20 protein-coding genes are annotated in these 18,865 nt (G+C 64.3%); 11 read left to right on the forward strand and 9 right to left on the reverse strand.

Annotated features, from left to right (window positions below):
• Positions 1-4: 4 nt before the first annotated feature.
• Positions 5-634 (reverse strand): HAD family phosphatase, encoded by a 630-nt coding sequence (locus HXX15_RS09850; RefSeq protein ID WP_296516901.1) that lies wholly within the window; start codon positions 632-634, stop codon positions 5-7.
• A gap of 323 nt (positions 635-957) precedes the next feature.
• Here HXX15_RS09850 and HXX15_RS09855 point away from each other — a divergent pair, with 323 nt between their 5' ends.
• Entirely contained in the window at positions 958-1,812 is an 855-nt protein-coding gene (locus HXX15_RS09855) for a flagellar motor protein MotB (protein ID WP_296515528.1), read from the forward strand.
• Positions 1,813-1,833: 21 nt separating this feature from the next.
• On the opposite strand, the gene HXX15_RS09860 is transcribed toward HXX15_RS09855, so the two are convergent.
• Both HXX15_RS09860 and HXX15_RS09865 read right to left on the reverse strand, forming a co-directional pair.
• A complete protein-coding gene (locus HXX15_RS09860) occupies positions 1,834-2,082 on the reverse strand; it encodes a PilZ domain-containing protein (protein WP_296515530.1) in 249 nt (82 codons plus the stop codon).
• A gap of 191 nt (positions 2,083-2,273) precedes the next feature.
• Entirely contained in the window at positions 2,274-2,774 is a 501-nt protein-coding gene (locus HXX15_RS09865; RefSeq protein ID WP_296515532.1) for an Hsp20/alpha crystallin family protein, read from the reverse strand.
• A gap of 213 nt (positions 2,775-2,987) precedes the next feature.
• Here HXX15_RS09865 and HXX15_RS09870 point away from each other — a divergent pair, with 213 nt between their 5' ends.
• On the forward strand, positions 2,988-3,488 hold the full coding sequence (locus tag HXX15_RS09870) for a hypothetical protein (protein WP_296515534.1): 501 nt from the start codon (positions 2,988-2,990) through the stop codon (positions 3,486-3,488).
• Between the two features lie 83 nt (positions 3,489-3,571).
• Here HXX15_RS09870 and lpxD read toward each other — a convergent pair whose 3' ends face one another.
• The 5 genes from lpxD to HXX15_RS09895 are packed head-to-tail and all read right to left on the reverse strand — an operon-like array spanning position 3,572 to position 8,989.
• Positions 3,572-4,666, reverse strand: coding sequence for a UDP-3-O-(3-hydroxymyristoyl)glucosamine N-acyltransferase (gene lpxD / locus HXX15_RS09875; protein ID WP_296515536.1), 1,095 nt, complete (start codon positions 4,664-4,666; stop codon positions 3,572-3,574).
• A complete protein-coding gene (moaC, locus tag HXX15_RS09880; RefSeq protein ID WP_296515540.1) occupies positions 4,663-5,190 on the reverse strand; it encodes a cyclic pyranopterin monophosphate synthase MoaC in 528 nt (175 codons plus the stop codon). The genes lpxD and moaC overlap by 4 nt, the downstream gene beginning before the upstream one ends.
• Positions 5,191-5,193: 3 nt before the next feature.
• On the reverse strand, positions 5,194-6,015 hold the full coding sequence (gene trpC, locus HXX15_RS09885; protein WP_296515541.1) for an indole-3-glycerol phosphate synthase TrpC: 822 nt from the start codon (positions 6,013-6,015) through the stop codon (positions 5,194-5,196).
• 10 nt (positions 6,016-6,025) lie between these two features.
• Entirely contained in the window at positions 6,026-7,045 is a 1,020-nt protein-coding gene (trpD, locus tag HXX15_RS09890) for an anthranilate phosphoribosyltransferase (protein ID WP_296515543.1), read from the reverse strand.
• Positions 7,046-7,084: 39 nt separating this feature from the next.
• Positions 7,085-8,989 carry a peptidylprolyl isomerase gene (locus HXX15_RS09895; RefSeq protein ID WP_296515545.1) on the reverse strand — a complete coding sequence of 635 codons (1,905 nt, stop codon included), beginning with the start codon at positions 8,987-8,989 and terminating at the stop codon, positions 7,085-7,087.
• 283 nt (positions 8,990-9,272) lie between these two features.
• On the opposite strand from HXX15_RS09895, the gene HXX15_RS09900 reads away from it, so the two are divergent.
• The 7 genes from HXX15_RS09900 (at position 9,273) to HXX15_RS09930 (ending at position 15,737) form a co-directional block, all read left to right on the forward strand.
• Complete coding sequence (locus HXX15_RS09900; RefSeq protein WP_296515547.1) at positions 9,273-9,875, forward strand: hypothetical protein; 603 nt, start codon at positions 9,273-9,275, stop codon at positions 9,873-9,875.
• Positions 9,876-9,931: 56 nt separating this feature from the next.
• Positions 9,932-10,708, forward strand: coding sequence for a triose-phosphate isomerase (gene tpiA / locus HXX15_RS09905; RefSeq protein ID WP_296515549.1), 777 nt, complete (start codon positions 9,932-9,934; stop codon positions 10,706-10,708).
• A gap of 170 nt (positions 10,709-10,878) precedes the next feature.
• Positions 10,879-11,271, forward strand: a complete 393-nt coding sequence (gene secG / locus HXX15_RS09910) for a preprotein translocase subunit SecG (RefSeq protein WP_296515552.1) — start codon at positions 10,879-10,881, stop codon at positions 11,269-11,271.
• Between the two features lie 165 nt (positions 11,272-11,436).
• Positions 11,437-13,068 (forward strand): CTP synthase, encoded by a 1,632-nt coding sequence (locus tag HXX15_RS09915; RefSeq protein WP_296515554.1) that lies wholly within the window; start codon positions 11,437-11,439, stop codon positions 13,066-13,068.
• Between the two features lie 90 nt (positions 13,069-13,158).
• Positions 13,159-13,485, forward strand: coding sequence for an NIPSNAP family protein (locus HXX15_RS09920; protein WP_296515556.1), 327 nt, complete (start codon positions 13,159-13,161; stop codon positions 13,483-13,485).
• A 186-nt stretch (positions 13,486-13,671) separates the two neighbouring features.
• A complete protein-coding gene (gene kdsA / locus HXX15_RS09925; protein ID WP_296515558.1) occupies positions 13,672-14,535 on the forward strand; it encodes a 3-deoxy-8-phosphooctulonate synthase in 864 nt (287 codons plus the stop codon).
• The gene (locus tag HXX15_RS09930; protein ID WP_296515560.1) at positions 14,535-15,737 is read left to right on the forward strand and encodes an MFS transporter; all 1,203 of its coding nucleotides are present in this window, start codon (positions 14,535-14,537) and stop codon (positions 15,735-15,737) included. Before kdsA ends, HXX15_RS09930 begins: the two co-directional genes overlap by 1 nt.
• Positions 15,738-15,739: 2 nt before the next feature.
• Here HXX15_RS09930 and queF read toward each other — a convergent pair whose 3' ends face one another.
• The gene (gene queF, locus HXX15_RS09935; RefSeq protein WP_296515562.1) at positions 15,740-16,216 is read right to left on the reverse strand and encodes a preQ(1) synthase; all 477 of its coding nucleotides are present in this window, start codon (positions 16,214-16,216) and stop codon (positions 15,740-15,742) included.
• Positions 16,217-16,353: 137 nt separating this feature from the next.
• Between queF and eno the strand changes: the two genes are divergently transcribed.
• On the forward strand, positions 16,354-17,637 hold the full coding sequence (eno, locus tag HXX15_RS09940; RefSeq protein ID WP_296515564.1) for a phosphopyruvate hydratase: 1,284 nt from the start codon (positions 16,354-16,356) through the stop codon (positions 17,635-17,637).
• A gap of 85 nt (positions 17,638-17,722) precedes the next feature.
• Complete coding sequence (locus HXX15_RS09945; protein WP_296515566.1) at positions 17,723-18,862, forward strand: zinc-binding dehydrogenase; 1,140 nt, start codon at positions 17,723-17,725, stop codon at positions 18,860-18,862.
• Positions 18,863-18,865 lie beyond the last annotated feature (3 nt).

Raw genomic sequence — 18,865 nt, forward strand, 5'->3', positions numbered from 1 at the left:
GGGGTTACAGCCCCAACGCATCCAGCGCCCGCGCCACGTCATCGCTCGACCTGACCTGCACCGCCATCAATCCGCAGGCGCGCGCGCCCTCGATGTTCTCGATGAGATCGTCGAAGAATACAATGCGCTCGGGCGTGACACCGATCGCATTCACCACATGATCGAAGGCCGCCGCATCGGGCTTGCGTAGCCCGATGCTCGAGGACAGAAACACCTCACGAAAATGCCCCAGCAATTCGGCGAAGTGCTGCGAGAAATGCGCGGCGTGAGCTGGATTGGTGTTGGACAGCGCATAGAGCGGAATCCGCCGCGCGGCGCGGGCCAAGAGCGGCGCGATGCCGGGCATTTCGCCGATGAAGGTCGCGTTCCAGCCGTCGAGCAGTTCGGCGTCCGAGAGTTCGATCCCGAGCGCAGCGCGGACTTTTCCGAAAAATTCGGCATCGTCGATTTCGCCGCGCTCATGGCCTTGGTACACATCGTCGCGGGAAAACCGTGCGGCGAGTTCGGCAGGGCTGCAGCCAGCATGATCGGCCCATCGCGCCACCGTACGTTCGAAATCGATGTCGATCACGACCCGCCCGAGATCGAACAGCAGCGCGTCGGCGGCGCCCGTCTTGAGATTCATTGTCATCAGCAATCCCACTACATAGGTAGCCGCGAACCGGCAATGGTTAGGGGTGGGCGCGAGACGCCGGTGACAAAGAAATTACCAAGTCGATTAAATCGCTGGTAACGGCGGCGGGTCTACGACAATAGGCGCCGCGAAGCGACGCAATGGACGAAGAATGCGCCGGGTCGCGGCGCCGAATTCATCAGTGGCGATCCGCCCATGCACGTCAACCGGCAAGCAGCGATTAACTCCTTCGGCGGATCGCTGGCGGAAATGACGGCCGTGGATTTAGCGCGGTGTTGGGTTCGTATCAGCGCGCGGCCTGAACAACGTTCTGGCACGATCCGATGCTGAACGGGATCGCAAAACCGCAGAAGGCCAAGAAGAAACCCGAGGAGGTCCACGCCACGCACGGCTGGTTCGTCACCTTCGCAGATCTGATGGGTTTGCTGGTCAGCTTCTTCGTCATGCTGGTGTCATTCTCCACCCAGGATCTGCACAAGCTGCAGATCGTCGCGGGCTCGATGCGGGACGCGTTTGGCGTTCAGCAACAGTCGCGTTTTGCGGGGGTGGTGGAGACCGACGGCGTACCGGTCCAGGGCAAGATCAAGAGCAAGCTGCATGTCTCGCCGGATCAGGCCAGCAACACGCCGCGTCTCGACGAGGGCGGCGGATCGGCGGGCGCAACCACGCAGCTGAAGGCGGATCGCGAATTCGCGCTGGCATCGGCGTCGTTGCGCCAAGCCTTGCAGGACCTTCCCGAACTGGCGGAGGTATCCAAGAACGTCATGTTCGAAGAAACCCCTCAAGGGCTCAACCTGGAAATCACCGATCAAGACGGCCGCCCGATGTTCCCGGACGGCTCCGGAGTTCCCTATGCCCGCACCACGCTGCTGATCAAGAAGCTGGCCGCGCCACTGCGGGCCACCGCGCTGCGGGTCTCGATCGTCGGTCATACCTCGTCGGGACTGGTCCCGGCATACAGCGATTATGACGCCTTCGACCTTTCGGCGAACCGCGCCAATGCGGTACGCCAGATCCTGAAGCGGGAAGGGCTGCCAGCCAGTCACATTCTCTCCGTCGCCGGAAAAGCCGACGGCGAACCGCTGTTTCCAGATGCGCCGATGTTGGCCGCAAATCGTCGGGTTACGATTACCCTGATGCGTGAAAATCCGGCGCTGCCGCCTGATCTGAAGCCGTAGTTCGATACCGTCCGTCGTCGCCTAAAACACCAGGCCGTGCCGCAAGCCGCGCTTCCAAACAACCCGGCAGTGTTTCTTGATGCCGCCGTGTAGCAGTTCAAATCGTGCGGGTAGGTTGGCGTCGCGGATGAGTTCAATGCAGGCACCGCCGGCCGAATAGTCGACGATACGGCAATCGACCACGGGAAGCTTGGGGCCGACGATCAGTCTGGCCTTATTGGACATCGCTCCACTCGGGCGTACGCGCGCAAATCGTCGGGGTTGGGTCACTTTTCTCTCGCAGCTGCACGATCCAAACCGGATCGAATGTTCCCGCTGAGAGATTAATATCGGCTTTGCGACGGTCGTAAACTCGTTGGAAACTTCGTCGCGTCGCAGCAGAGGTCGCCACTCGATCCGGCCGGACGCATTGTGGCGCGGGCCACCGGCCCGCGCCAGCGAGAAGAGATATTTGCTAACGGTTAACTCTTGCTTTCGACCGCGATCCGCTTCGATTTGCTGGCTGTCTGCTCGACCTTCGGCAAGGTGACGGTGAGCACGCCGTTCTTGAATGTCGCGCTGACCTTGTCCTCGGCGACCTGGTAGTCCAGCGGAATCCGGCGTTCGAACCGGCCGTAGAACCGTTCGCTGAACTGCCGGTCCTTGTCGCTGGTCTCCGAACTCTTCTCGCCGCGCAGCGTCAGATATCCGTCATCGAGCAGCACCTCGATGTCCTTGTCCTCGAGGCCAGGGACCTCGGCGGAGACCTGCAGCTCCTTGTCGTTGTCGGTGATCTCCAGCTTCGGCCAGCCGGTGCCGAGCGGCGCCAGTCGACCGACCGAGGCCGGGACGTCGAAGCCGCGAAACACGTCGTCGAATAGACGGTTCATTTCCCGGTGCAGCGAAAGGAACGGGTCGCTGTCGGTATAACGGGCCAGCGGTTGCGCGCTCCGGCTCCAGGGGATGATGTCGCGCATGTTCATGGAAGCCTCCTACTCCAATCGTTGGATTTGCGAAGCGTGCCCGCGCCATGCGGGCGCGCCGGCTGATTTGGGAACGACCTGCCGGTCGTCAAGATGCGCCGCAGCATGGAACGGCGCTTGCCGCAAAAATTTTCGCGGCTGCTCTTGAAAGCCGAAAACCGGAATCCCAATTTGCCGGCGTCCCTTTGGAAAGGAGTAGCTCGGGAGACCGTTATGAACATCACGACGACGCAACGACCGATTGATCAAGACGTTTTCAACCATGCCGTTTCGGCGTTCGACGATCCGGACCAGGTGCTGCGCGATAACACGTTGACCACGGCCGAGAAGCGCAACATCCTCGCCTCATGGGCGTCCGATGCCAACGCCGTGGAGTCGCAACCATGGCTGCGGCTGATACCTGGCGCCGGGCGTGCGGTGCCGCTGGCCGCGATCCTCGACGCGCTGCGACGCCTCGGCGGTCGGGATCCGCCGCCCCGCGGCGGCGCCGCGATCCGGCTTCGCAGCCGGAGCCGTTGCGGCGCGGACGAATTCACCGCGCCGTCGATGTTCCATCAGATTTCCGGGAGGCTCCATGGTCTGGCAAAACGTCCAAACCCCGTTCGATCCAACGTGCTGTCCCAATTGCGGCACGCGAATGCAGCTGGCGCGGGTCGAGCCACGCCCGCTCGGGCGTATCCAGGAGTTCGAGCGGCACATCTACCGATGCGATGATTGTGCCAATATCAGCCGGTTCGTGATCGACCGGCACAGTCAGGCTGAACAGCTGCGCATGTAGGCTGCGACGCGGTCGCGGATCAGTCTGCGGCCGCGGCCGGCGAAGCAGCGTCGGTTGCCGCGTCGGCTGGCCCGGTCACAGGCTTGCCTTCGGCCAGACGCTGCACCGCGATGATCTCCTTGATCCACTGCCGCTTCGAATGGGCCGGAAAGCCACCCCAGACCGCGCCGGGCGGGACGTCGTTCATCACCGATGCCCGCGCTGCTAGCTTCGCCCCCTTGCCGATGGTGACGTGGGGAATGGCGGCAACGCGGCCGCCGAGCACGACGAAATCCTCCAGCGTGACGCTGCCACTGAGGCCGGATTGCGAGACGATAATGCAGTGCCGACCGATTACGCAGTTGTGGCCAATCTGGCAGAGATTATCGATCTTGGTGCCTTCGCCGATCACGGTATCGCGGATGCCGCCGCGGTCGACCCGGGTGCCGGACCCGATCTCGACGTCGCTGTGAATCACCACCATGCCGACCTGCGGTACCTTGACGTGTCCGCTCGCACCGGAGACGTAGCCGAACCCGTCCTGGCCGATCTGACTGCCTGTATGGATGATGACGCGATCGCCGATGTCCGAATGGATGACAGTGCAGCAAGGCCCGATCGCGCAGTCGTTGCCGATTCGGACATGCGGCCCGATCACCGCGTTGGCGCCGATCAGCGTGCCGGCGCCGATCTCGGCCCGCGGTCCGATAACCGCGCCGGGATCGACGGTGACGCCGGCGCCGAGCTTGGCGGAAGGATGCACGATCGCGCCCGGTGCAATGCCGGCGGTGCCGAACACCGAGGTCGGGCGCAGCGACGACGGGTAGAGTTTTCGCGCCACCGCGACGAACGCCTCATAGGGTTTGCGTACTTGCAGCACCACGACTCCGGCAGGTGCATGGCCGGCAAACCGTGCGGTGGTCAGCACCGCGCCGGCCTTGCTCGATGGCAGCTGGGAGGCGAATTTGGAGTCCGCAACAAAGGTGAGGTCATCGGGAGCGGCCAGATCCACTGGCGCGACGTCGGTCAGAATCCGACTGAGGTCGGCGCCGTCTTGCGCCTCGGCGCCAGTGATCGCGATGATCTCGGCGACGCTCAACGGCGTCGAGTCGGCAAAGAATCCGGTCCCCTTCACGTCCTGTCCTCCGGCGATGCCATGTCGGCGATATAGTGGCCCGACTTGCCGCCCTTCTTCTCGACTAGATGAATGCCTTCGATCCGCACGCCGCGCTCCACCGCCTTGATCATGTCGTAGATCGTCAGACACGCTACCGACACCGCGGTCAGGGCTTCCATCTCGACACCCGTCGCGCCCGAGACCTTGACGGTGGCGCGGACGATGCAGCCCGGCAGCTTGGCGTCGGTCGCGATGTCGAGGGTGACCTTCGACAGCGCCAGCGGATGGCACAGCGGAATCAACTCCGCTGTGCGCTTGGCCGCCATGATGCCGGCAACGCGCGCGGTTCCGAGTACGTCGCCCTTCTTGGCGTCACCCTTGACGATCAGCGCGAGCGTCGCCTTGCTCATCACCACGCGGCCTTCGGCCACCGCGATCCGTTCGGTTGCGGGCTTTGCCGAAACATCGACCATCCGCGCTTCGCCCGAATTGCCGATATGGGTGAGGGCGGATTGCGTCTTCGGTGAGGATTTGCGCGCCATGGCCTATCTCGTTCCCGTGGCGCGGACGCCGTCGCTGCGCGCCAGCAGCACCCGCGTCGCCGCCGCCACGTCGTGCTGCCGCATCAGGCTTTCGCCGACCAGGAAGGTGGAAATCCCGACCTTGGCGAGCCGCGCCAGATCGTCCGGCGTGAACACGCCGCTTTCGCCGACCATCAGCCGGTCCTTCGGGATCAGCGGTGCCAGCGTCTCGCTGGTGGCGAGCGTCACCTCGAAGGTGCGCAGATTGCGGTTGTTGACCCCAATCATCGGCGAGCGAAGTTTCAGCGCGCGCTCCAACTCATCGCGGTCATGAATTTCCAGCAGTACGTCCATGCCGAGCGCAATCGCCGCGTCCTCGATATCGCGGGCGGCGGCGTCATCGAGCGCCGCCATGATGATCAGGATGCAGTCGGCGCCGTAAGCGCGGGCTTCCACCACCTGATAGGTATCGTAGACGAAATCCTTGCGCAGCACCGGAAGGCCGACGGCCGCGCGCGCGGAAACCATGAAGTCGAGATGGCCCTGGAACGACGGGGTGTCGGTCAGCACGGAAAGGCAGGCCGCGCCGCCTTGCTCATAGGCCCGGGCCAGCACCGGCGGATCGAAATCGGCGCGGATCAGTCCCTTTGACGGCGAGGCCTTCTTGATCTCGGCGATCAGCGCATAGTCGCCGGCGGCCAGCTTCCGACGGATCGCGGAGACGAAGCCGCGCGGTGGCGAGGCCGCGTTCGCCGCGGCTTCCAGCTCGGCGATCGGGCGCGCGCGTTTGGCGGCGGCGATCTCGTCGCGCTTGTAGGCCTCGATCTTGGTCAGGATGTCGGACAACCGGAATTCCTCAGACGGGTGCGTTGGAGACCGCGATCAGGCGCTGCAGCCGTCCCTCCGCCGCGCCGCTGTCGATCGACGTGGTGCCGAGTGCGACGCCTTGCTTCAGATCCTTGGCCTTGCCGGCGACGATCAAGGCCGCCGCGGCGTTCAGCAGCGCGACGTCGCGATAGGCCCCGGGCTGGCCTTCGAGTACGCCGCGCAACGCCGCCGCATTGGCTTCGGCATCGCCGCCCTTCAGCGCGTCGGGGCCGGCGCGCGGTAGTCCGGCGTCCTCCGGAACCACTTCGAAGGTGCGGATATTACCGCTTTCAAGCGCCGCCACGAAGGTCGGGCCGGCGAGGGTGATCTCGTCGAGCCCGTCAGACCCGTGCACTACCCAGATCGCTTCGGAACCCAGGTTCTTCAGCACTTGCACCAGCGGCAGCACCCATTGCCGCGAGAACACGCCGATCATCTGGCGCTTGACCCCGGCCGGGTTGGACAGCGGTCCCAGCAGATTGAAGATGGTGCGGGTGGCAAGCTCGACCCTGGTCGGTCCGACATTCTTCATCGCCGGATGATGCGTCGGCGCGAACATGAAGCCGATCCCGGCCTCCGACACACAGCGCCCGACCTGGTCCGGGGTGATGTCGATCTTGACGCCGAGCGCGTTGAGAACGTCCGCGGCGCCGGATTTCGACGACAGCGCGCGGTTACCGTGCTTGGCGACCGGTACGCCGCAGCCGGCGACGATGAACGACGCACAGGTCGAGACATTGACCGAGCCGGAGCCGTCGCCGCCGGTGCCGACCACGTCAACGGCGTCGGCGGGTGCGGTGACCCGCAACATCTTGGCGCGCATCGCCGAAACCGCGCCGGTGATTTCGTCGACGGTCTCGCCGCGCACCCGCAGCCCCATCAACAGCGCGCCCATCTGTGACGGGGTAGCTTCACCCGACATCATGGCATCGAACGCCGCCGCAGCCTCGTCGCGCGACAGCGTCGCCCCGGTGGCGACTTTTCCGATGATCGCTTTGAAGTCTTTCATCTCACACTTTCGGCAACCGGACCGCGATACTCGCGGTCGTCAGTTGGACGCCGCCCCCGTCACCTGTGCCACCGCGGTTTCGTTGATCGAGGTGCCGATCTCCGTCTCAAGTCTGGAGACATATTGCCCGACCTGCTCATCGCCAATCCTGCGGATCAGCGTTTCTTTCAGCTTCGTCACATCTTCCGACGCCATGTCGACCGGCGGGAGGGCGACGTCGGTGACCCGGAACACGAACCACTCGGCGCTGCCGGTGCCCTGGGTCTGGCCGATGCCGTCCTTGAGGGTGCGGAACGCGGCCTCGATCACGCTGGCCGGGATGCCCGGCACGGTGCCCTCGCGCTTCAGACCCGTCGCGGTCTCAACCTTGACGCCGGCCGCATTCGCCTCGTCGGCGAGCTTGCCGTCCTGGCCGAGCTTCTGCACCATCTCGGCCGCCTTAGTGCGCAACCGGCTGGTCACCTGGGCTTCACGCCAGCGCGCCTCGACCTGGTCCTTGACCTCGTCGAGACTGCGCTCGCGCGACGGCGTGATGCCGAGCACGTCGAACCAGACAAAGCCGCCGCCCAGCGAAAGCGCCTCGTTGTCGACGCCGACATCGCTGGCGAATGCCGCCGAGGCGAGGTCGAGACCTTGTGGAATGCCGGTGACCGGTTGGCCATCCGGCCCGCGCCCCGAGCGGTCGACCGCTTCGACGGTGACCGGCGCGAGCCCCAATTTCTGCGACGACTCGATCACACCAGCGCCGCCGCCGCGGGCATCTTCCATCTTGTTGTGCAGATCCTGCACCGCGGCGCGGGCGCGTTCGACCGCGATCTCGCGCTTGAGTTTTGCCGCGACGCTTTCGTAGCTCGGCTGACTGCCCGGCTCGATCTTGCCGACCTTCACCACGACCACGCCGAACCGGCCCTTGACCGGCTGGCTGATCCCGTTGGCGGCGAGCGAAAATGCGGCGTCGGCAACCGCCGGATCGAGCATCTCGGCCTTGGTGATGGTCCCGAGCTCGACATCGGACGGCTTCAGACTTCGCTCCTTGGCCAGATCGTCGAACGACAGGCCGCCGTCAAGCCGGGTGCGGGCCGATTGCGCCTCTTCTCCATTGGCGAACACGATCTGTGAAATCTCGCGGCGTTCGGGCGTCGCGAGCTTGTCGCGGCGTTCCTCGAACGCTTTCTTGGCGTCCTCATCCGAGACATCGCTCCATTTCGCGATCGCTTCCGGCGTCACCGCGACGAAAGCGATTTTGCGGTACTCGGGAGCCCGGAACTGGGCCTTGTGATCGTCGAAATAACCAGCCAGCGCTTCCGAGGACGGCGGCTCGATGGCCCCGACCTGGGCCGGTCCAAGCTTCACATAGTCGATGCTGCGCTGCTCGTTCTGGAACCGGCTCATCACCTCGAGCTGGGTCTTCGGCGGCTCCAGCCCGGCGGTAAGGGTACCGGCGATCTGCCGCCGCAGCGCCACGCGATGCTGCTCGGCGATATAGCGCTGCTCGGAATAGCCGAACTGCCTGATGGTCTGCTGGAAACGGGCCGGATCGAACGCGCCGTTAGCTCCCTTGAAGTTGGGGTCGCTCAGGATCGTCCGCATGGTTTCAGCGTCGGACTGGCCGAGCCCTAATCTGCGGGCGTTCTCGTCCAGCGCCGCCTCGGCGACGACCTGCTGCAGCACCTGACGGTCGAGACCGAAGGCGCGGGCCTGATCCTGGGTCAGCGGCCGGCCAAACTGGCGCCCGATCTGCTGCAGCTTATCGGTGTAGATTTGACGAAATTGCTCGATCGAAATCTCGGTGCGGCCGATCTTGGCCAGCGTCGATTGCCCGAAGCCGCGGAAAATATCCGCGATCCCCCAGACACCGAAGCTGATAATCAGCACCCCCATCACGACGCTCATGATGGTCTTGCCAACCCAGTTGGATGAGGCTTTGCGCATTCCTCGAAGCATGGAGTCACTTTTTTTCAGGAGGGAACCGGCCGCGCCCGAAGCGGATTGCGCAAATTGGCGTCGCCGGCTTGAGAATCCATCATAAAGTGGCAGCCGCCCGGTCGCAACCTGCGGCGGCATCGTCCAATGGAGCGGTTGACCGCGCTTCGGCGTTGCCCAAACATCCACCGCCGACCGGTCGTTTGTCCTGCAACGTCAATGGGTCAAGGCGAAGACGGGCTGCCAAGCACGACCTGCGAGGTGATCCCGCGCACAAAATCAATGCCGGCGAGGGAGGACGGCGATGAAGGTGACGATCTCCCGGCTGTTCGACGATGTGATCGAAGCCCAGCGGGCCATCCATCGGCTGCGACAGGCCGGCGTCGAACACGACGAAATCAGCCTGGTCGCAAACAATTCTGACAAGTGGTTCGCGCCGGATCTGAAGGGCGCGGCGGAGAAGGGCGCAGCGGTCGGCGCCGGTTTTGGCGGTTTCGGAGGGCTGCTGGTCGGGCTCGGCCTGCTGGCAGTTCCCGGTATCGGGGAGGTCGTCGCAGTGGGCTGGCTGGCGGCGGCGTTGACTGGCGCGGTCGCGGCGGGTGCCGCCGGCAGCGTGATCGGGATGTTGGCGGAAACCGGTGTCGCCACCAATGAGGCAGAGGTCTACGCCGAAAGCATTCGACGGGGCGGTAGCTTGGTAACTGCGCGGGTCGAAGAGGCCGAGCGGAGTCGCCTCGAAGCTGAACTGGACCCGTCCTCGGTCAATGTTGCGCACCGGTGCGACCATCTGACGTCCTCGGGCTGGGCAGGTTTCGATCGGGACGCACCCAGCCTCACCGAGGATGAGGTCGCGCGCGAACGCGCCCGGCATCCCGTCGGGCAAGCTGACGCAAACGCCCGCCCTTGAGCAACGGCAGCGGCTCTGCTAGCGGATCGAACTCAATTTCCCGCGAGAGTGTCCCCATGCCAGTCGCTGCCATTCGTCCGCTGATTGCCGGTAACTGGAAGATGAATGGCCTGCGCGCCTCGATGTCCGAATTCGAGACGATGATGCAGGGCGCGATGCTGCTGCCGAACACCGTCGACCTGTTGGTCTGCCCGCCTGCGACGCTGATCCTGACATTTGCACAGAAGCTGGCCAGCGCCGCGCAAACGGGGGCGGTTCCCTTTGCAATCGGCGCGCAGGATTGTCACCCCAACATGTCCGGTGCCCATACCGGCGATCTTTCCGCCGAAATGCTGGCCGATGCCGGCGCCAATGCGATTATTGTCGGGCACTCCGAGCGCCGAGCCGACCACGGCGAAACCGACGCCAATGTCAGGCTGAAGGCGCAGGCGGCGTGGCGCGCCGGACTGGTGGCAATTGTCTGCGTCGGAGAGACCCAGGGCGAGCGCGACGCAGGCCATACGCTCGATGTCGTCGCGGGCCAGCTTGCCGGATCGCTGCCCGATGCGGCCACCGCCGGCAATGTCGTGGTGGCCTATGAGCCGGTCTGGGCGATTGGTACCGGCCGCACCCCGACTGCGGCGGATGTCGAGGAAGTTCATGGCTTTATCCGGGCAGGGCTGGAGCAACGCTTTAGCGGCGAGGGCGCTGCAATCCGGATCCTGTATGGCGGGTCGGTGAAGCCGTCGAACGCCCGCGAATTGATGGCTGTCCCCCATGTCAACGGCGCGCTGGTCGGCGGCGCCAGCTTGAAGGCCGCGGACTTCCTTGCGATCGCCGCCGGCTGCCCTTAGCTAACCCGGCAGCAGCGACGGATTGGCATTCACAGTCGGGAACCAGCAGGGGTGACAATCCCCCGTTCGATCGTGTAGACACCGCCGGACTTCAACATCCCGCAAGCCTGTCGAGCCGCCGCCCGCCGGCGGTGAACTCGGTGGCCTTGGGCTTGCGACGGAAGGGTACAATGCAGACTGTCATTATCGTGATCCACCTGATGTTCGTCGCGACGCTGATCGGCGCGGTGCTGCTCCAGAAATCCGAGGGCGGCGGCTTGGGCGTCGGTAGCGGCGGCGGTGGAGGTTTCATGTCGAGCCGCGGCACGGCGAACCTGTTAACGCGCACCACTTCAATTCTGGCAGTGGGCTTCTTCGTCACCAGTCTGCTGTTGTCATGGCTGGCCAGCTACGACCGCAAGCCGAGCTCGATCATTCCGACCAGCCCTGCGAGCCAATCGCAGCCGGCGGTGCCCGCGCCGCCACTATCTGAAGGAGGCGGGTTGCTGGATTCGCTGAAAAAGGCAGATCAGCAGCAGAACCAACAGCCACCCGCTGTCCCGGAAGCGCCGCGTTCGCAATAAAGCATTGCGGTTATGCCCCACCGGACCTGCTGCAGCGCATTAGGTCTCGGTTGCAATCGTTTGAAACTAATATCGTTTCAAGGTCACCCACAGGCATCTTACAATCGGGCCGTCGGCTCCGATTCGTTTTGCGAATCGGTCCCGGGGCCTTAAAGGTTAAGTCCCATGGCGCGGTACATTTTCATCACCGGCGGCGTGGTCTCCTCGCTTGGCAAGGGTTTGGCATCGGCGGCGCTCGGAGCGCTGCTGCAGGCGCGTGGCTACAAGGTCCGGTTGCGCAAACTCGATCCCTATCTCAACCTCGATCCCGGCACGATGTCGCCGTATCAGCACGGCGAAGTGTTCGTGACCGACGACGGTGCCGAGACTGACCTCGATCTCGGCCATTACGAGCGGTTCACCGGACGTCCCGCCACCAGGCAGGACAATATCACCACGGGGCGAATCTATCAGGACATCCTGACCAAGGAACGCCGCGGCGACTATCTCGGCGCCACCATCCAGGTGATTCCGCACGTCACCAACGCAATCAAGGAATTCATTCTCGACAGCAACGATGCCTACGATTTCGTGCTGTGCGAGATCGGCGGCACCGTCGGCGACATCGAGGGCCTGCCGTTCTTCGAGGCGATCCGCCAGATCAAGAACGACCTGCCGCGCGGCGATGCGATCTACCTGCATCTGACGCTGTTGCCCTACATTCCCAGCGCCGGCGAGTTGAAGACCAAGCCGACCCAGCATTCGGTCAAGGAGCTGCGTTCGATCGGCATCCAGCCCGACATCCTGTTGTGCCGGACCGACCGACCGATCCCGAAGGAAGAACGCCGCAAGCTCGGGCTGTTCTGTAACGTCCGCGAAAGCGCCGTGATCGAGGCGCGGGACGCCGACAATATCTATGCAGTGCCGGAGGCCTATCACGCCGCCGGACTCGACGACGAGGTGCTGGCGGCGTTCGGCATCGTGCCGGCGGCGCCGCCGAATCTGCAGAGCTGGCACGTCATCAACGAGCGGATTCGCAATCCCGAAGGGACCGTGACGATCGCGATCGTCGGCAAATACACCGGCATGAAGGACGCCTACAAGTCGCTCAGCGAAGCACTGTCGCACGGCGGCATTGCCAACAAGGTGAAGGTCAATCTCGACTGGATCGAGAGCGAGGTGTTCGAGAACGAGGACCCGGCGCCGTTTCTTGAACACGTCAACGGCATTCTGGTGCCCGGCGGCTTCGGTCAGCGCGGCGCCGAGGGCAAGATCAAGGCGGCGCAGTTCGCACGCGAACGCGACGTGCCGTATTTCGGCATCTGCTTCGGAATGCAGATGGCGGTGATCGAGGCGGCCCGCAATCTCGCCGGGATCGCCAACGCCAACTCGACCGAGTTCGGTCCAACTCCCGAACCGCTGGTCGGACTGATGACCGAATGGCTGCGCGGCAACGAGTTGCAGAAGCGCTCCAACGCCGGCGATCTCGGCGGCACCATGCGGCTCGGCGCCTATCCTGCAGCACTGAAGCGCGGCAGCCGGGTCTCCGAGGTCTATGGCGGCGCGCTGGAGATTTCCGAACGTCACCGCCACCGCTACGAGGTCAACACCGCCTACAAGGACCGGCTTGAGCAGCACGGCTTGCTGTTCTCCGGAATGTCACCTGACGGTGTGCTGCCGGAGATCGTCGAATATGAGGACCATCCCTGGTTCATCGGGGTCCAGTTTCATCCGGAGTTGAAGTCGCGGCCGTTCGAGCCGCACCCGCTGTTCGCGTCGTTCATTCAGGCCGCGGTGGTGCGGAGCCGTCTGGTGTAGTGTTGCCGCGCCCGGCACGTTTTTGACGAAGCCGCAATTTGTTGCGACAATCCTGGCATCAACAAGAACAAGAAAATCAGGGAGCTAGTCATGATCTACGAGACCCGCGTTTATCGCTGCGTGCCGGGCCGTTTGCCGGCGCTGTTGAAGCGGTTCGAGACCATCACGCTCAAGCTGTGGGAGAAGCGCGGGATCAGGCCGGTCGGTTTTTTCACCACGTTGGTCGGGGCCTCCAACCAGGAATTGACCTATATCCTGGCCTGGGAATCGCTGGCCGAGCGCGAGCAGAAATGGAATGCATTCGCGACCGATCCGGAGTGGTTGGCGGCCCGCGCCAAAACCGAGGAAGACGGCCAGATCGTCGACAATATCGTCAACCAGTTGCTGCAGCCGACGGCATTCTCCGCGCTGAAGTGATCCGACAGCGGACATCAAAACGACCGCATGCTACCCAGGCTGAAAGCGATCGTGGTCTCAGCCCAAAATGCGTGGGGCGCAACGCCGATATTCGAACGGTCCGGCAATGCATAGTCGCCAAGTCTTGATCCGGCCCGGCCGGCCCGGCATGGTCTGGCGTGCTTCAGAGGGCAAAGGAACGATCAGTTGAACGACAGCACCGCGGCGACGCCGATCGTGGCCGCCGGACACGTCAAATTCGGAAACGCGCTGCCGCTGGCGGTGATCGCTGGCCCGTGCCAGCTCGAAAGTCGGGCCCACGCGCTCGAAGTGGCCTCGATGCTGAAGGAGATCGCCGATCGCCTCGGTATCGGCCTCGTCTACAAGACCTCGTTCGACAAGGCCAACCGCACCAGCGCCGCGGCGGCGCGCGGCATCGGCCTCGACCAGGCGCTGCCGATCTTCGCCGAAATCCGCGAGACCTTCGGCCTGCCGGTGCTGACCGACGTGCATGAGAGCGAACAATGCGCTCGCGCCGCGCAGGCAGTCGACATCCTGCAGATTCCAGCATTCCTGTGCCGGCAGACCGACCTTTTGGTGGCTGCCGCCGCCACCGGCAAGATCGTCAACGTCAAAAAGGGCCAGTTCCTGGCGCCATGGGACATGGCCAATGTCGTCGCCAAGATCATCGGAACCGGCAATCGGAATGTGCTGGTGACCGAGCGCGGGGTGTCGTTCGGCTACAACACATTGGTCTCGGACATGCGCGCGTTGCCGATCCTGGCGCGCACCACCGGCGCGCCGGTGATCTTCGACGCCACCCATTCGGTGCAGCAGCCCGGCGGCAAGGGTACCTCGTCGGGCGGCGAGCGCGAATTCGTCCCGGTGCTGGCGCGTGCCGCGGTCGCGGTCGGCGTCTCAGGCGTGTTCATCGAGACCCATCCCGATCCGGATCATGCGCCGTCTGACGGCCCCAACATGGTGCCGCTGCGCGACTTCGAGGGCCTGCTGCGGACCCTGATGGCGTTCGACAAACTCGCCAAGAACGCGGCCGGCCTCGGGGCGGTTTGATGCCGGAAGACGGGATCGCCGGCGCAAATTCAAAGCTGCCGCCGGTTCTCTACATCATCGCGCTGGCCTCGTTCGCGGCGGCGCTGTCGACCCGGGCGCTCGATCCGGTGCTGCCGCATCTCGCAGAAGATCTTCAGGTCAGCATCGCCACCGCCGCCGGGCTGTCGGCGGCCCTGGCGTTCACCTTCGCGATCATCCAGCCGGTGCTGGGCGCCGCCGCCGACCTATTTGGCAAGGCGCGGCTGATGGTGGTCTGTCTGATGCTGCTCGGGCTGTCGAACATTCTCGGCGCGATGACCTCGTCCTATACGCTGCTGCTGGCCACCCGCGTGCTCGGCGGCATCGGGGCGGGCGGGGTGTTCCCGGTCACGCTCAGCCTGACCAGCGATCTGGTCGGGCCGGACAAGCGGCAGATCGCGATCAGCCGGGTGTTGGCCGGGGCGATGACCGGCAATCTGCTCGGCGCCACGGCGTCCGGGATCATTGGCGATTTCCTCGGCTGGCGCGGCGTGCTGGCAGTAATGGGGTTGCTGGCAATCGTGGCGTCGGTCGCGGTGGCGATCGGCTTCAAGGGTGCGGCGCTTGCCAAGCCGGCTGGCAAGGTCGATCTCGGCGTGCTCCGCGACGGCTATCGCACCATCTTCGCCAATCCGAACACGCTGATCGTGTTCTCCGCGGTGTTCATCGAAGGCTGCTGCGTGCTCGGGCTGTTTCCCTACGTCGCTTCGTTCCTGTTCGAGCTCGGCGTCACCAGCCTGTCGATCGCCGGATTGGTGCTGGCGTGTTTTGCGTTCGGCGGGCTGTTCTACACCGCGACAATCTCGACGCTGCTGCCGCGGATCGGCGTCAACTGGATGATGATTTCAGGCGGCTGTCTGATGGCGGCGCAACTGGTCGTGATCGCATTCGGTCCGTCATGGCAGGTCCAGGGCGTGAGCTTCCTGCTGATGGGGTGGGGCTTCTACCTGCTGCATGGTTCGCTGCAGGTGTTTTCCAGCGAATTGTCGCAGGACGCGCGCGCCACCGCGATGTCGCTGCATTCGTTCTTCTTCTTCATGGGGCAGACCGTGGGTCCGATCGCCTATGGTATGGGAATCTCAAATCTCGGCAAGCTGCCGACGCTGCTGGTCGCCGCCGCGATCATCCTGGCGCTGGGTCCGATCTGCGCGCGGTTCCTGCGGCAGACCGCCCCGGCGGACTGACTCTAACCCCGCCCGCGATAGGGTGCCACGCCTTGTTCGGGAATCCATATGCCCTTCGGCAGCCGGCCGGTCTGCCAGAACACGTCGATCGGAATCCCGCCGCGCGGATACCAGTAACCGCCGATCCGCAGCCATTTCGGCTTGATCTCTTGGGCGATCCGCTTGCCGATCGACACCGTACAGTCCTCGTGGAACGCGCCGTGGTTGCGGAAGCTGGCGATATAGAGTTTCAGCGACTTCGACTCCAGCAGCCAGGCGCCCGGCACATAGTCGATCATCAGATGGGCGAAGTCGGGCTGGCCGGTGATCGGGCACAACGAGGTGAATTCCGGCGCGGTGAAGCGCACCAGATAATTCGTATCCTTCTGCGGATTGGGGACGCGATCGAGCGTGGCGGCATCCGGCGTCTGCGGCCACGCGACCGCGCGGCCAAGTTGCAGGCTGGCTGATTTCGGCGTTTTGCTGGGCGGTTTCGGCATCGACGTCTCCGTTGTGGCCGTCTTAGCCAATAGTCGTGGCTGCGTCACGTGGTCCGGCGCCGGGCGGCCTTTTCCCGCTGGATGCGTTGCTGTAGAAGCAGCGCCAATCGTCTCCCCCCAATTCCGAAGAGGCTCCCATGACCGCCATCGTCGACATCATCGGCCGCGAAATCCTCGACAGCCGCGGCAACCCGACCGTGGAGGTCGACGTGGTGCTCAAGGACGGCTCGATGGGCCGCGCCGCGGTGCCGTCGGGCGCTTCGACCGGCGCCCATGAGGCGGTGGAACTGCGCGACGGCGACAAGGGACGCTATTTCGGCAAGGGCGTGCTGAAGGCGGTGGAGGCGGTCAATGGCGAACTGTTCGACGCGCTGGGCGGCATGGATGCCGAGCAGCAGGTCCAGATCGACCAGGTGATGATCGAACTCGACGGCACCCCAAACAAGAGCCGGCTCGGCGCCAACGCCATCCTCGGCGTGTCGCTGGCGGTGGCCAAGGCCGCGGCGGAATCCTTCGACATGCCGTTGTACCGCTATGTCGGCGGCACCTCGGCCCGGACCCTGCCGGTGCCGATGATGAACATCATCAATGGCGGTGTGCATGCCGACAATCCGATCGACTTTCAGGAATTCATGATCATGCCGATCGGCGCGCCGACGTTCTCAGAAGCGCTGCGAATGGGCGTCGAGGTGTTCCAGACTCTGAAGAAATCGCTGCACGACGAAGGCCACAACACCAATGTGGGCGACGAGGGCGGCTTCGCGCCGAACCTGAAATCCGCCGACGAGGCGCTGGGCTATGTCATGAAGGCGATCGAAAAGGCCGGCTACCGGCCCGGAGAGGACATCGCCCTGGCGCTCGACCCGGCTTCCACCGAGTTCTTCAAGAACGGCGCCTATGTGTATGAAGGCGAAAACAAAACCCGCTCGGTCGAGGACCAGGCGAAATATCTTGGCGAACTCGTTGCGCGCTATCCGATCATCTCCATTGAAGACGGCATGGCGGAAGACGATTTCGACGGCTGGAAGCGCGTCACCGATCTGATCGGCGACAAGTGCCAGCTGGTCGGCGACGATCTGTTCGTCACCAATGTCAACCGGCTGGCCGACGGCATCAAGAACGGCCGCGCCAATTCGATCCTGATCAAGGTCAATCAGATCGGCACTCTGACCGAAACGCTGAGTGCGATCGAGATGGCCTACAAGGCAGGCTACACCGCGGTGATGTCGCATCGCTCCGGCGAGACTGAGGATTCCACCATCGCCGACCTCGCGGTCGCCACCAATTGCGGACAGATCAAGACCGGCTCGCTGGCCCGCTCCGACCGCACCGCGAAATACAACCAGTTGCTGCGGATCGAGCAGGAACTGGGCGGCCAGGCCAAGTTCGCTGGCCGGGCGGCCTTGAAGGCATTCCGCTGACGCACGCCCCATCGAGCCGGCCGGCTTGAACCCTGCGCGTGGTTGCACCATGGTGCGGCCACAAAACAAAGCAGGGAGATTGCGCGTGGGCACCGACAGCAACACTGGACTTCAACTGCGCTCGCTGATCAAGGCGAGCGGCGAACTCGAAGTGTCGCTGGCGCCGTTGCCAATTCCCGAGCCCGGCGCCGACGAGGTGCTGGTGCGGGTCGAGGCGACGCCGATCAATCCGTCCGATCTCGGCCTGCTGTTCGGCGCCGCCGATATGACCACCGCCAAGGCATCCGGCACGGCCGACGCGCCCGTGATCACCGCGACGGTGCCGCCGGCAGCGATGAAGGCGATGGCCGGCCGGCTCGATCAGCCGATGCCGGTCGGCAACGAAGGCGCTGGCACCGTGATCAAGGCCGGGTCATCGGTCGCTGCGCAGGCGCTGCTCGGCAAAACGGTGGCGATGATCGGCGGCGCGATGTACGCGCAATACCGGCTGATGAAAGCGAGCGATTGCCTGCCGCTGCCGGTCGGCACCACGCCGGCCGAGGGCGCGTCGTGCTTCGTCAATCCGCTGACCGCGCTCGGCATGGTCGAAACGATGCGGCGCGAGGGTCACAAGGCGCTGGTGCATACCGCCGCGGCATCGAACCTCGGCCAGATGCTGAACAAGATCTGCCTCAAGGACGGCATCGATCTGGTCAACATCGTCCGCTCCGAGGCGCAGGCGAAACTCCTGCGCGAGATCGGCGCCAAGTACATCTGCGATTCCACCGCGCCGAGTTTCATGGACGATCTGACCGCGGCGCTGGAGCAGACCGGTGCGACCATCGCGTTCGACGCGATCGGCGGCGGCAAGCTGGCCGGACAGATCCTGACCTGCATGGAGGTCGCCGCCAACAAGAGCGCCAAGGTTTACAGCCGCTACGGCTCCAGCGTTTACAAGCAAGTCTACATCTATGGCGGGCTCGATCTGCGGCCGACCGAGCTCGTCCGCAATTTCGGCATGACCTGGGGCATCGGCGGCTGGCTGTTGTTCAACTTCTTGCAGAAGATCGGCATGGAGGATGCCGGCAAACTGCGCGCCCGCGTCGCCGCCGAAATCAAGACCACCTTCGCCAGTCACTACACCCGCGTGGTGTCGCTGCAGGAGGCGCTGCAACTGGACAATATCGCGACCTACAACAAGCGCGCCACCGGCGAGAAGTTCCTGATCGACCCGAGCAAGCGCTGAGCG

The sequence above is a fragment of the Rhodopseudomonas sp. genome (assembly GCF_013377015.1).
Taxonomy (GTDB): domain Bacteria; phylum Pseudomonadota; class Alphaproteobacteria; order Rhizobiales; family Xanthobacteraceae; genus JARJEH01.

What these genes read in the sequence shown, in the direction of transcription:
- HXX15_RS09855 (WP_296515528.1), top strand. Translation starts at nt 958, where the DNA reads ATGCTGAACGGGATCGCAAAACCGCAGAAGGCCAAGAAGAAACCCGAG.
- HXX15_RS09865 (WP_296515532.1), bottom strand. Translation starts at nt 2,774, where the DNA reads ATGAACATGCGCGACATCATCCCCTGGAGCCGGAGCGCGCAACCGCTG.
- HXX15_RS09870 (WP_296515534.1), top strand. Translation starts at nt 2,988, where the DNA reads ATGAACATCACGACGACGCAACGACCGATTGATCAAGACGTTTTCAAC.
- moaC (WP_296515540.1), bottom strand. Translation starts at nt 5,190, where the DNA reads ATGGCGCGCAAATCCTCACCGAAGACGCAATCCGCCCTCACCCATATC.
- trpD (WP_296515543.1), bottom strand. Translation starts at nt 7,045, where the DNA reads ATGAAAGACTTCAAAGCGATCATCGGAAAAGTCGCCACCGGGGCGACG.
- HXX15_RS09895 (WP_296515545.1), bottom strand. Translation starts at nt 8,989, where the DNA reads ATGCTTCGAGGAATGCGCAAAGCCTCATCCAACTGGGTTGGCAAGACC.
- HXX15_RS09900 (WP_296515547.1), top strand. Translation starts at nt 9,273, where the DNA reads ATGAAGGTGACGATCTCCCGGCTGTTCGACGATGTGATCGAAGCCCAG.
- tpiA (WP_296515549.1), top strand. Translation starts at nt 9,932, where the DNA reads ATGCCAGTCGCTGCCATTCGTCCGCTGATTGCCGGTAACTGGAAGATG.
- secG (WP_296515552.1), top strand. Translation starts at nt 10,879, where the DNA reads ATGCAGACTGTCATTATCGTGATCCACCTGATGTTCGTCGCGACGCTG.
- HXX15_RS09915 (WP_296515554.1), top strand. Translation starts at nt 11,437, where the DNA reads ATGGCGCGGTACATTTTCATCACCGGCGGCGTGGTCTCCTCGCTTGGC.
- HXX15_RS09920 (WP_296515556.1), top strand. Translation starts at nt 13,159, where the DNA reads ATGATCTACGAGACCCGCGTTTATCGCTGCGTGCCGGGCCGTTTGCCG.
- HXX15_RS09930 (WP_296515560.1), top strand. Translation starts at nt 14,535, where the DNA reads ATGCCGGAAGACGGGATCGCCGGCGCAAATTCAAAGCTGCCGCCGGTT.
- queF (WP_296515562.1), bottom strand. Translation starts at nt 16,216, where the DNA reads ATGCCGAAACCGCCCAGCAAAACGCCGAAATCAGCCAGCCTGCAACTT.
- eno (WP_296515564.1), top strand. Translation starts at nt 16,354, where the DNA reads ATGACCGCCATCGTCGACATCATCGGCCGCGAAATCCTCGACAGCCGC.